At 39.9% G+C, this 12,732-nt stretch carries 9 protein-coding genes; all 9 read left to right on the top strand.

Annotation, left to right across the window (positions count from 1 at the left end):
* Positions 1 to 164 precede the first annotated feature (164 nt).
* The 9 genes from chvE (at position 165) to lpdA (ending at position 12,597) form a co-directional block, all read left to right on the top strand.
* Positions 165 to 1,253, top strand: a complete 1,089-nt coding sequence (chvE, locus tag RBL01_RS07405; protein WP_307780921.1) for a multiple monosaccharide ABC transporter substrate-binding protein — start codon at positions 165 to 167, stop codon at positions 1,251 to 1,253.
* A 53-nt stretch (positions 1,254 to 1,306) separates the two neighbouring features.
* Positions 1,307 to 2,833, top strand: coding sequence for a multiple monosaccharide ABC transporter ATP-binding protein (gene mmsA / locus RBL01_RS07400; protein WP_072538397.1), 1,527 nt, complete (start codon positions 1,307 to 1,309; stop codon positions 2,831 to 2,833).
* Position 2,834: 1 nt separating this feature from the next.
* On the top strand, positions 2,835 to 4,040 hold the full coding sequence (gene mmsB, locus RBL01_RS07395; protein WP_002327086.1) for a multiple monosaccharide ABC transporter permease: 1,206 nt from the start codon (positions 2,835 to 2,837) through the stop codon (positions 4,038 to 4,040).
* A 257-nt stretch (positions 4,041 to 4,297) separates the two neighbouring features.
* Complete coding sequence (gene guaC / locus RBL01_RS07390) at positions 4,298 to 5,275, top strand: GMP reductase (protein WP_002287992.1); 978 nt, start codon at positions 4,298 to 4,300, stop codon at positions 5,273 to 5,275.
* Positions 5,276 to 5,539: 264 nt separating this feature from the next.
* On the top strand, positions 5,540 to 6,964 hold the full coding sequence (locus RBL01_RS07385) for a PLP-dependent aminotransferase family protein (protein WP_307780922.1): 1,425 nt from the start codon (positions 5,540 to 5,542) through the stop codon (positions 6,962 to 6,964).
* 461 nt (positions 6,965 to 7,425) lie between these two features.
* Positions 7,426 to 8,535 carry a pyruvate dehydrogenase (acetyl-transferring) E1 component subunit alpha gene (gene pdhA / locus RBL01_RS07380; protein WP_002318428.1) on the top strand — a complete coding sequence of 370 codons (1,110 nt, stop codon included), beginning with the start codon at positions 7,426 to 7,428 and terminating at the stop codon, positions 8,533 to 8,535.
* A gap of 2 nt (positions 8,536 to 8,537) precedes the next feature.
* A complete protein-coding gene (locus tag RBL01_RS07375) occupies positions 8,538 to 9,515 on the top strand; it encodes an alpha-ketoacid dehydrogenase subunit beta (RefSeq protein WP_002289688.1) in 978 nt (325 codons plus the stop codon).
* Positions 9,516 to 9,539: 24 nt separating this feature from the next.
* A complete protein-coding gene (locus tag RBL01_RS07370) occupies positions 9,540 to 11,183 on the top strand; it encodes a dihydrolipoyllysine-residue acetyltransferase (protein WP_002300399.1) in 1,644 nt (547 codons plus the stop codon).
* Positions 11,184 to 11,190: 7 nt separating this feature from the next.
* Positions 11,191 to 12,597, top strand: coding sequence for a dihydrolipoyl dehydrogenase (gene lpdA, locus RBL01_RS07365; protein WP_002289686.1), 1,407 nt, complete (start codon positions 11,191 to 11,193; stop codon positions 12,595 to 12,597).
* The last annotated feature ends 135 nt before the right edge of the window (positions 12,598 to 12,732 follow it).

The raw sequence follows: 12,732 nt of genomic DNA, 5'->3' as shown, positions 1-12,732 counted from the left end.
TCAAAGTCAAAAGGAATCAATCGAAAAAAATCCAAGAAACTTAAAAAAATCCAAGACAAAAAAAGTACACCTAAAAAATTTAAAGTAAATCCCATAAAAAAATCAATGTTAACGCTTTCTTTATTAGCTATACTCGGTGTATCAATTGGAATGGGGGATAAAAAATGAAAAACAAATTTAGAAAGATTCTTGGGAGTATGGCTATTTTGACCGCATGCATTCTATTAAGTGCGTGTGGCAATTCAGGATCTGCAGATGATAGTACGGGGTATGTAGGAATTGCTATGCCGACCAAATCAGCAGAAAGATGGATCGCTGATGGGAACAACATGGTCTCGGAATTAGAAAAACTGGGTTATAAAACAGATCTTCAATATGGAGAAGATAAAGTAGAAAATCAAGTAGCACAAATCGAAAATATGATTACAAAAGGGGTAGATACACTTGTGATTGCTTCTATCGATGGTTCGGCTTTAACTGATGTGTTAGCTAAAGCAAAAGAAGCAGATATCAAGGTAATCGCCTATGATCGTTTACTGATGAATTCAGAAAATGTCGATTATTACGCGACTTTTGATAATTTTGGAGTAGGTGTATCGCAAGCAGCTTATATTGAGGAGCACTTAGGATTGAAAGAAGGAAAAGGACCATTCACGATTGAATTATTTGGTGGTTCGCCTGACGACAACAATGCACTAATTAATTACAACGGAGTGATGTCTGTTTTACAACCATATATGGACAACGGTCAGTTGGTCGTGCCATCTGGACAGACGAGTTTCAGTCAAATCGCTACGCTTCGCTGGGATGGTTCTACGGCGCAAGCAAGGATGGATAATCTGTTAAGCGCAAATTATACTGACCAAACATTGGATGCTGTTTTGTCGCCATATGATCCAATAAGTTTAGGGATCATTTCGTCATTAAAAGGCGTGGGGTATGGGAGTGAAAGTAAACCTTTACCTGTGATTACTGGACAAGATGCGACAGTTGCTGGCGTCAAATCGATCATGGCCGGGGAACAAACACAAACGATCTTTAAAGACACACGTATCTTAGCAAAAAATACGATTGAAATGATCAAAGCAATCAGTGATGGAGAAGAGGTTCCGGTCAATGATACTGAAACTTATGATAATGGGGTGAAAACTGTTCCTACGTATTTAGCAAATACAGTATCTGTCGATAAAGATAATTATCAAGCTGAGCTGATCGACACCGATTATTATAAAGAATCCGATCTGAAAAATTAAGAGGAACCAAACAAGGAACTAAAGAGATCTAAGTCAGAGAGAGGATAAGAATTATGGCGGATTGTATTTTAAAAATGGCAGATATCACCAAAAAATTTTCTGGAATCCGAGCGTTAGATTGCGTGAATCTGATGATTGAACGTGGGGAAATCCATGCATTGTGCGGAGAAAACGGAGCGGGAAAATCAACATTGATGAATGTCTTGAGCGGCTTGTATCCATATGGCTCCTATGACGGGGAAATCTTTTATGATGGAAAGCTGTGTCAATTCAAAGATTTGAAAGATAGTGAAGAAAAAGGCATCGTCATCATTCATCAAGAATTAGCACTAAGTCCTTATCTTTCAATAAAAGAGAATATTTTTCTCGGAAATGAACAAGCAGAAAGAGGCGTGATTGATTGGGAACTGACAGAAAAGAAAACGTATGAATTGCTGAATAAAGTCGGTTTGTCTATCGACCCGAATCTTCTAGTATCTCAGATTGGCGTAGGGCAACAGCAACTAGTTGAAATAGCTAAAGCGTTATCAAAATCCGTCCGTCTGTTGATTTTGGATGAGCCTACCGCTGCATTGAATGAAGAAGAAAGCACGAATTTGCTGAGATTGATCCGGGAGTTGAAAGAGCAAGGTGTAACCTCCATCATTATTTCACATAAGCTGAATGAAATCGTGGATATCGCAGATCGAATCACCATTTTACGGGATGGACAGACGATTGAGACACTAGAAAATGAAATGATCAGCGAAGAGCATATTATTCGCGGGATGGTGGGCAGAGATTTAGTTGATCGTTATCCTGAAAGAAAACCGGATATTGGAGAAGTTTATTTTAAAGTAGAAGACTGGACGGTCTATCACCCTCTTGATCATGAGCGAATCATAAACGACCACATCAACTTGCATTTGAAAAAAGGAGAGATTGTAGGAATAGCTGGACTGATGGGAGCGGGCAGAACTGAATTCGCTATGAGTCTATTTGGACATTCTTATGGAAGCAAGATATCCGGACGTATATTAAAGGAAGGGGCAGAGATATCAGTTAAGACCGTTCCTTCAGCCATTGCAAACGGACTCGCTTATGTCTCGGAGGACCGAAAATCTTTAGGACTGAATCTGCTGATGGATATTCGGGAAAACGTGACGCTGAGCAGTTTGGATAAAATAAGTCAAAAAGGAGTATTAGATAAAGAAAAAGAAGTAACTGAGGCAGAAAATTTCCGGAAAAAGATGCGTATAAAAACAAACTCCATCCATCAAATTGTCAGTAGTATTAGTGGTGGGAATCAGCAAAAAGTCGTTTTATCCAAGTGGCTGATGACACAACCCGATATTCTTTTTTTGGATGAGCCAACCCGTGGGATAGACGTTGGAGCAAAATATGAGATCTACACGATTATCGAAGAAATGGCAGCAAATGGCAAAGCTGTCTGTCTTATCTCTTCTGAACTTCCTGAAATATTAGGGATGTGTGATCGAATCTATACGATGAACGAAGGACGTATTACAGGAGAAGTCTCGCGAGAAGATGCAGATCAGGAAGTCTTGATGAAATTAATGACGAAAGAAGAGGTGGGTTAAGTTGGAACAGGCAAAAAATCTTACGGATAAAAAAGAGAAAAAACTAAATTTGAAAAGTAGAGCAGCTGATCTTTTTGGTCGCTACAGCATGGTGATCATTTTAGCGGGACTACTTATTGCGTTTCAATTGATGACGGATGGTATTTTCTGGCGTCCATTGAATATAACTAACCTTGTTCTGCAAAATAGCCATATATTAGTACTAGCTGCAGGGATGTTATTAGTTGTGCTCTTAGGTCATGTGGATTTGTCGGTAGGGTCAGTGATGGCGTTTGTTGGTGCAATTGCGGGCATGATGATGGTCAATCGCCAAATGAACCCGTGGATGACAGTTATCGCATGTCTTGCAGTAGGCGGGCTGATCGGCGCATGGCAAGGTTTTTGGGTAGCTTATGCAGGGATACCGGCGTTTATCGTGACTTTAGCAGGATTGCTGATGTTTCGTGGACTGACACAAGTTGTTCTAGGAGGCCAATCTCTAGCACCTTTTCCAGCTGTTTTCCAAAAAATGTCTACGGGTTATTTACCAGACTTAAGCGAAGGAAGCAGCCTTCATTTCTTGACATTGATTTTAGGAATGATCATCACGATCGTGTTAGTTGGTGGTCAATGGCGAACAAGAAATCGTCGGAAAAATCATTTATTTGAAGTGGAATCTCCAGCAGCTTTCTTGGTAAAGGCGGTATTTACAGCAGTCGTTGTACTAGGAATAACTTATATCTTTGCCTCTTATCAAGGGTATCCGATTATTTTGATCATTCTTGGTTTGATCGTTGCAGCATATGGGTTTTTGACAAATAAAACAGTAGCAGGTCGACAGATTTATGCGACGGGCGGAAATCGAAAAGCGGCTGAATTATCAGGAATCAAAACAAAGCGGATCACGTTCTGGGTTTTCGTCAACATGGGAGTCATGGCAGCTTTAGCCGGATTAGTTTTAGCTGCTCGGTTAAATGCGGCGACACCTCAAGCGGGTACTTCGATGGAACTAGATGCAATGGCGGCAGTATATTTTGGTGGTGCTTCGACTTCCGGCGGCATTGGAACAATCATGGGTGCGATTGTCGGTGGCTTGGTCATGGGTGTATTGAACAATGGCATGTCGATTTTAGGCGTCGGGGTAGATTGGCAGCAGGCAATCAAAGGATTGATCTTGCTTTTAGCCGTTGTGCTAGACTTGTATAATAAGAAAAAACGAACAACGTAGGAGAACGCCGGTTATTCAGAAAAAAGACTGTGACAAGACATTTGTCACAGTCTTTTTTTCGCTAAAAGCGAACATTTGTCACTTTGTTAAAGTAGGTTAAAAATAATATTTGTTTTTTTATTATTCGTATAATTTGTCTTTTTTTCTCTTGATTTTTTCGCTTAATTGAGTTAAATTACATAGGGCGCTAAAAAAAGCCTTGATTAAATTAATAATGTTCGTGTTTTGCTGGATGTGAACATCAGGAGGATAATGTAATGAAAGTATTTGATTACGAAGATATTCAATTAATTCCTAATAAATGTATCGTAAATAGCCGTTCTGAATGTGATACAACGGTCACATTAGGTAAACATACATTCAAAATGCCAGTAGTGCCTGCCAACATGCAGACGATTATTGATGAAACAATCGCAGAATTCTTAGCGGAAAATGGTTATTTCTATATCATGCATCGGTTTGATGAAGCAGCTCGAATTCCGTTTATCAAAAAAATGAAAAAGCGTGGATTGATTACCTCAATCAGTGTTGGCGTCAAGAAAGAGGAATATTCCTTTATAGAGAAGTTGGCAGAAGAATCGCTAAATCCTGATTATATCACTATCGATATCGCACATGGACATGCTAACTCAGTTATTGATATGATTCAGCATATTAAAAAATATTTGCCTGAAACTTTTGTGATTGCCGGTAATGTTGGTACGCCGGAAGCCGTCCGTGAATTGGAAAATGCGGGCGCAGATGCAACAAAAGTCGGGATTGGTCCAGGAAAAGTATGTATTACAAAAATCAAGACAGGCTTTGGGACTGGAGGCTGGCAACTGGCAGCTCTTAGATGGTGTGCGAAAGCAGCTCGCAAGCCGATCATCGCTGACGGTGGGATCAGAACACATGGCGATATTGCAAAATCTGTCCGTTTTGGTGCGACAATGGTCATGATTGGTTCATTGTTTGCCGGTCACGAGGAATCTCCTGGCGAAACAAAAGTCGAAAATGGAATCGTGTATAAAGAATACTTTGGTTCTGCTTCAGAATTCCAAAAAGGCGAAAAACGAAATGTTGAAGGAAAGAAAATCTGGATCCAGCATAAAGGATCTTTGAAAGATACACTAGTGGAAATGCAACAAGACCTTCAATCATCTATTTCTTATGCTGGAGGAAGAGATCTGGAAGCCATTCGAAAAGTTGACTATGTCATCGTGAAAAATTCGATTTTTAATGGAGACACAATCTAAAAAAATAAATAAAATATTAGGACGTTGTGAAAAAGTTGTCCTGCATTAAGTAATAAGAACAGCCAAACAAAAATAGTTCTTTATATGTTTTGTTTGGCTGGAATTATTATCGCAGATACAAGCTTTTGAACATCATTATTCAGAATAAGGGACTGTGATAAGATTTTTGTCACAGTCCCTTATGTTTTGCAAAAAAAGTTTTTCTTTTTTCTCGTAAATTCGGTAAAATCAAAAGAAAAAATAGACAATAGAAAAGAGAAGCTTATGTGGGAAAAAGTAGAGAAAAAACAAGGACCGATTTATCGTCAAATTATGGAACAGATTATGAGAGAAATCGAAAACGGAAGGATCAATCCTGGAAGTCAACTTGAATCAGAACGAAAACTAGGGCAACTTTTTGGTGTGAATCGTTCCACCGTTGTCCATGCATTGGAAGAGCTTAGGGAGCTTGGGGTACTAACGAGCAAACGTGGCAGCGGATGGTTTGTTAATCAGACTGAATGGGGGAAATTCGCTGTTCCAAGAATCGATTGGCGGCAAATGATCTCTCCTCGTTATGAGCAGACGGACTGGTATGAGCAAAAAATAAGAGAAGCAAAGCAGATCCAAAAAACATCGTTTCTTGATTTACACGCTAGCGAGATGCCAGATGAGCTTTTGCCGAATTTTGAGTTTCCTTCTTATTCTCTTGAAGAAATCTTAGCGGAAGAAAAAGAAATGGATCTTTTAGGCTATACTCCGTTACGTAACAAAATCAAACGGTATTTGGAAAGTAAATTTGAATTGGCATTTTCCCCCAACCAGCTTCTTGTGACTGGTGGCGGCCAGCAAGCAATCTTTTTGATTTTACAAACGATTCTTTCAGCTGGAGAGGGGATAGCTGTAGAGTCACCTTCTTTTTTTTACCGATTACCTCTTTTCAAAGCTTCAGGAACGCGTTTATTTGGGATACCGATGGATGAAGAAGGGATCGACTTAGAAAAACTGAAAGAATCGATCCATAAAAATAAATTGAAAGCAGTGCTTATCAACCCGAATTTTCAAAACCCTACAGGAAAAGTGATGAGTCAAAAACGACGAGAAAAGCTAGTAGAATTGTGTCGACAGTATCGGCTTCCAATTATTGAAGACGATGTATTTACGGATCTTTCATTTCTAAACCAAGAAGAAGTCCTTCCTATACGAACGATTGATCCGGATAATGTGTTATACGTCGGTTCGTTATCTAGGGTTTTAGGAAAAACAACGAAAATCGGTTGGGTGATAGGACCTGAGACTTTTATCTCGCAACTAGCTCAAGCGCAAGAAATGATGGAGTTTTCGATGAATATCCTTACACAAATCACAGTGGCTAATGTATTTAATGAAGCAATTGATTTGAAAATGCAAGATGTAAGAAAAAAGTTGAAAGAAAAAAGCCGACTGATAAGCACTTGGGGAGATTCACAATCGTTTTTCAAGCTTCATTCAATTTTAGGTGGTTACTATGCCTGGATTACTTGGGATGGGAAAAAACTAGACCCCAAACTAGCAGAAAAAGTAGTAGATATGGGTCTTGGAATTGCACCAAGTCTACTTTTTGGGCAAGATATAAATGGAATCAGAATCAATTACAGTAGGCTGGATGAAAACCAAATACCGTTGTTTTATTCAAAGATGAAAATTCTAGAAAAGTGGTTAACAGAATAATTTCACAAAGTAAATAGATTAAAGAATATAACAGCTTGGATTTAAATTTCAAGCTGTTTCTTTTTTTTTCGGAAAAAGAATACGATATAAAGAAACTAAGAAAAAACCATTATTTGTACGTCCGTTCACGATGTGTAAATAAAATAAATATTTGCAACAAAACTGTATAACACCAACGTTTCTAAATAGAAACAGATGGTTGTAAGTTTGATTAGAAAATAGAAAAAATGCAGATGAAATATAAAACGCTTTCCTTATTGTGATTTTATTCACTAATGCTGTTAATATGCGGATTGGCATAATTTCCTTTCATCGTGAAAATTTGTGCTTTTAGCTTGTATTTCTCATAAATCCATGATAATTTATTAATGAAGACGGTTAAATAGTGATACAGTTTTATTCGCTGTTTCAATCGCAGAATGAAGAGATTTTCTTATAGATGAGAGAGGAATGTGTGACAAATGGCAAACAAAAAAGCACCGATCGACTTCCAAGCACTGCTAGATGAAGTCAATGCAGATTTCCCAGTATATCAAGCACTTGATCAAGATGGAAACGTAGTTAACAAAGATTTAGTACCTGATTTATCCGATGATGAACTCGTTGAATTAATGACTCATATGGTATGGTCTCGTGTATTAGACCAACGTTCAACAGCGCTGAACCGCCAAGGACGCCTAGGCTTTTTTGCACCAACTGCTGGACAAGAGGCAAGTCAGCTGGCTAGTGCTTACGCATTTGATAAAGAAGATGTTCTTCTTCCAGGTTATCGGGATGTACCTCAACTAGTAAAACATGGTTTACCTTTATCTCAAGCTTTTTTATGGTCTAGAGGACATGCTGCAGGTAATTCTTATCCGGAAGAATTGAAAGCTCTACCACCACAAATCATCATCGGTGCACAATATGTACAAGCAGCCGGTGTTGCATTAGGTTTGAAGAAACGAAACAAGAAAAATGTCGTCTTCACTTATACTGGTGATGGCGGTTCATCACAAGGTGATTTTTACGAAGCAATCAATTTCGCTGGCGCTTACCATGCAAATGCCGTATTTTATATCCAAAACAACGGGTATGCGATCTCTACACCTCGTGAAAAACAAACTGCAGCAAAAACACTTGCACAAAAAGCTGTCGCAGCTGGGATTCCTGGTATTCAAGTCGATGGAATGGATCCGCTTGCAGTATATACTGTATCTAAAATGGCACGGGAATGGGCGATCAGTGGAAATGGACCAGTCCTAATCGAAACACTGACTTATCGTTATGGACCACATACACTATCTGGTGACGATCCAACCCGCTACCGTACAAAAGACACAGATGACGATTGGCAGAAAAAAGATCCATTGATCCGCTTCCGTAAATATTTGACGGAAAAAGGACTTTGGTCTGAAGAAAAAGAAGAACAAGTCATCGAAGCAACTAAAGAAGAAATCAAAGCAGCTATTGCTGAAGCCGACAAAGTACCAAAACAAAAGGTTTCAGATTTCTTGAAAAACATGTTCGAAGTATTTCCACAATCAATCAAAGAACAAATTGCAATTTATGAAGCGAAGGAGTCGAAATAATCATGGCACAAAAAACAATGATCCAAGCAATCACAGATGCCTTAGCACTTGAACTAGAAAATGACGAGAATGTCGTTGTTTTTGGTGAAGATGTTGGGAAAAACGGAGGAGTTTTCCGGGCAACTGAAGGATTGCAGGAAAAGTTCGGAGAAGACCGAGTATTCGATACTCCTTTAGCTGAATCTGGAATCGCAGGATTGAGTTTCGGTCTTGCGTTAGAAGGATTTCGTCCAGTTCCTGAAATCCAATTCTTTGGTTTTATTTTCGAAGCAATGGACGAAGTAGTAGCTCAAATGGCTCGTACAAGATATCGAATGAGCGGCACTAGAAATCTACCCATCACAATTCGTTCGCCATTTGGTGGCGGTGTTCATACACCAGAATTGCATTCGGATAATTTAGAAGGTTTGATCGCTCAGTCTCCTGGTATTCGAGTAGTGATTCCTTCCAACCCTTATGATGCAAAAGGACTATTGATTTCTTCTATTAGAAGTAACGATCCGGTTGTTTTCCTAGAACACATGAAACTATATCGCTCATTCCGAGAAGAAGTGCCGGATGAAGCTTACGAAGTTCCTTTGGATAAAGCAGCAGTTACTCGTGAGGGAACAGATGTATCTATTATCACATACGGAGCAATGGTGCGTGAAGCAATCAAAGCAGCAGACAATCTTGCAAAAGAAAATATCTCTGTTGAAATCATTGATCTTCGTACTGTTGCGCCATTAGATGTAGAAACGATCATTCAATCCGTGGAAAAAACTGGTCGCGTAGTTGTTGTCCAAGAAGCACAACGACAAGCGGGCGTTGCCGCGCAAGTAGTTTCTGAGATCTCAGAACGCGCTATCCTTTCATTAGAAGCCCCAATCGGACGAGTTTCTGCACCTGATACAGTCTTCCCATTTGGACAAGCAGAAAATGTCTGGTTGCCAAATGCAAAAGATATCGAAGACAAAGTAAAAGAAATCGCGGAATTTTAAGAAAAGAAGGGACGAAACAAAGTCATGGCTTATCAATTTAAATTGCCGGATATCGGTGAAGGAATCGCAGAAGGTGAAATCGTCAAATGGTTCGTCAAACCAGGAGATACGATCAATGAAGATGATACATTACTAGAAGTTCAAAATGACAAATCAGTAGAAGAAATCCCGTCACCTGTTACAGGAACGGTTAAAAATGTGATTGTTCCAGAAGGTACCGTAGCAAATGTTGGGGATGTATTAGTAGAAATCGATGCGCCAGGACACGAAGACAATGAAGGGGACAGTGGTGTAGCCGCAGAATCCCAAACTCCAGCTAAACCGGCTGCTGAACCCACTGTTGATACAGAATCAGCTGGATCGTCAAGCGAAGGAGTCTTCCAATTTAAGTTACCGGATATCGGTGAAGGAATCGCAGAAGGTGAAATCGTCAAATGGTTCGTCAAACCAGGAGATACGATCAATGAAGATGATACATTACTAGAAGTTCAAAATGACAAATCAGTAGAAGAAATTCCGTCACCTGTCACAGGGACAGTTAAAAACGTGATTGTTCCAGAAGGCACTGTAGCAAATGTTGGGGATGTATTAGTAGAAATCGATGCTCCTGGACACAATAGTGCACCGTCAACTAGTGCGCCATCAGCTGAAGCACCAAAAGAAAAAGTGGAAACATCAGGTTCAGCAAGTGTCGTTGAAGCTGCCGATCCAAATAAACGTGTATTGGCTATGCCATCTGTTCGTCAATTTGCCCGTGAAAAAGATGTAGATATCTCACAAGTAACTGCAACTGGAAAAGGTGGCAGAGTAACAAAAGAGGACATCGAAAACTTCTTGGCAGGAGCTCCAAGCAGCGCACCAGCGAAATCAGAAGCGCCAGAAGCGGCAACTCCGAAAGAAGCAGCTCCTGCAGCAGAAAGCAAACCCGCTGAACCAGCAAAACCATTCAAGTCCAACTTAGGAGATTTGGAAGAGCGTGTAGCAATGACACCAACACGTAAAGCTATTGCTAAAGCAATGGTCAATAGTAAGCATACAGCTCCACACGTGACATTGCATGATGAAGTAGAAGTGTCTAAACTATGGGATAATCGGAAACGATTCAAAGAAGTAGCTGCTGCAAATGGTACGAAACTTACTTTCTTGCCATATGTCGTGAAAGCTTTAACAGCGACTGTTAAGAAATACCCAGTATTAAATGCATCTATTGACGATGCAAACCAAGAAATCGTTTATAAACATTACTACAATATCGGTATTGCAACAGATACGGATCACGGATTATATGTACCAAATGTAAAAGATGCAGACCGCAAAGGAATGTTTGCTATTGCAGATGAAATCAATGAGAAAGCAAAATTAGCTCATGACGGCAAACTATCTGCAGAAGATATGCGCAATGGAACAATTACGATCAGCAATATCGGATCTGTAGGTGGCGGTTGGTTTACACCAGTCATCAACTATCCAGAAGTAGCTATTTTAGGTGTAGGAACGATTGCGCAACAACCAATCGTAAACGCTGAAGGCGAAATCGTTGTCGGTCGTGTGATGAAACTATCACTAAGTTTTGATCACCGTATCGTAGATGGAGCAACTGCGCAACAAGCAATGAACAATATCAAACGTCTTTTAGCTGATCCAGAGCTATTAATGATGGAAGGATGATAAACAAATGGTAGTTGGAGATTTTGCTGTAGAATTAGATACAGTTGTAATCGGTGCGGGACCTGGCGGCTATGTAGCTGCCATCCGTGCTGCTGAAATGGGACAAAAAGTAGCAATCATTGAAAGAGAGTATATTGGCGGTGTTTGTTTGAACGTCGGCTGTATTCCTTCAAAAGCATTGATAGCTGCGGGACACCATTATCAAGAGTCACTAGATTCCGAAATGTTTGGAGTAACTAGCGAAAATGTCAAACTAGATTTTGCGAAAACACAAGAATGGAAAGAAAACAAAGTTGTCCATACGTTGACTTCTGGTGTTGGTTTTCTATTAAAAAAACATAAGGTTGAAACAATCGAAGGCGAAGCGTTCTTCGTAGATGATCACACACTACGCGTCATTCATCCAGATTCAGCTCAAACTTATTCGTTCAATAACGCAATCATTGCAACAGGTTCCCGTCCAATCGAGATTCCAGGATTTAAATTCGGCGGACGTGTGTTAGATTCTACTGGCGGATTAGCATTGAAAGAAGTACCTAAGAAATTTGTGATCATCGGTGGCGGTGTGATTGGTGCCGAATTGGGCGGAGCGTACGCAAACTTAGGAGCAGAAGTAACGATCCTTGAAGGCTCACCACAAATTTTACCAACTTACGAAAAAGATCTCGTAAAATTAGTAGAAGATGATTTCAAGAAAAAAGGTGTAACAGTCGTAACGAATGCGATGGCAAAAGAAGCAGTCGATAACGGTGACAGTGTGACAGTGAAATATGCAGTGGACGGGAAAGAAGAATCTGTTACTGCTGACTATGTGATGGTCACTGTAGGACGTCGTCCAAATACGGATGATATGGGCTTAGAACAAGCGGGTGTCGAAGTAGGAGAACGTGGATTGATCACAGTAGATAAACAAGGACGTACGAACGTACCTAATATCTATGCCATCGGTGATATCGTTCCAGGGGCGGCATTAGCGCATAAAGCTAGTTACGAAGCAAAAATCGCTGCTGAAGCAATCTCTGGCAAAAAAGTAGCTGTAGATTATAAAGCAATGCCAGCAGTTGCCTTTACTGATCCCGAATTGGCTTCTGTAGGTATGACGATCAAAGAAGCAAAAGACGCAGGTATCGAAGCGAAAGCATATAAATTCCCATTCTCAGGGAACGGTCGAGCATTATCGCTAGGTAAAACGGAAGGATTCATCCGTTTAGTCACGACGATTGAAGATAACGTGCTTATTGGGGCGCAAATCGGTGGAGTCGGCGCAAGTGATATGGTTTCTGAATTAGCTTTAGCCATCGAATCAGGAATGAATGCTGAAGATATCGCTTTGACGATTCATCCGCATCCATCTCTTGGCGAAATCGTCATGGATGCTTCGGAATTAGCATTAGGTTTACCAATCCATATTTGATTTGAATAGTACAGGCGAAACGCAACTGAAAAATCAGTTGCGTTTTGTTTTTTAGAATTATCAATAATATTATTATGTAAACTTAAAAATATGACAACTTCTTGGTTTATTACCACTTCCTATGCTACACTGAAG

Origin of the sequence: Enterococcus sp. SB12, from assembly GCF_030910025.2 — a bacterium.
GTDB classification, from domain to species: Bacteria; Bacillota; Bacilli; order Lactobacillales; family Enterococcaceae; genus Enterococcus_B; species Enterococcus_B faecium.
This window is presented reverse-complemented; position numbering and strand designations above follow the sequence as displayed.

Coding starts and splice junctions, on each gene's coding strand:
- RBL01_RS07385 (WP_307780922.1), top strand. CDS start 5,540: ATGTGGGAAAAAGTAGAGAAAAAACAAGGACCGATTTATCGTCAAATT.
- RBL01_RS07375 (WP_002289688.1), top strand. CDS start 8,538: ATGGCACAAAAAACAATGATCCAAGCAATCACAGATGCCTTAGCACTT.
- mmsA (WP_072538397.1), top strand. CDS start 1,307: ATGGCGGATTGTATTTTAAAAATGGCAGATATCACCAAAAAATTTTCT.
- pdhA (WP_002318428.1), top strand. CDS start 7,426: ATGGCAAACAAAAAAGCACCGATCGACTTCCAAGCACTGCTAGATGAA.
- chvE (WP_307780921.1), top strand. CDS start 165: ATGAAAAACAAATTTAGAAAGATTCTTGGGAGTATGGCTATTTTGACC.
- lpdA (WP_002289686.1), top strand. CDS start 11,191: ATGGTAGTTGGAGATTTTGCTGTAGAATTAGATACAGTTGTAATCGGT.
- RBL01_RS07370 (WP_002300399.1), top strand. CDS start 9,540: ATGGCTTATCAATTTAAATTGCCGGATATCGGTGAAGGAATCGCAGAA.
- guaC (WP_002287992.1), top strand. CDS start 4,298: ATGAAAGTATTTGATTACGAAGATATTCAATTAATTCCTAATAAATGT.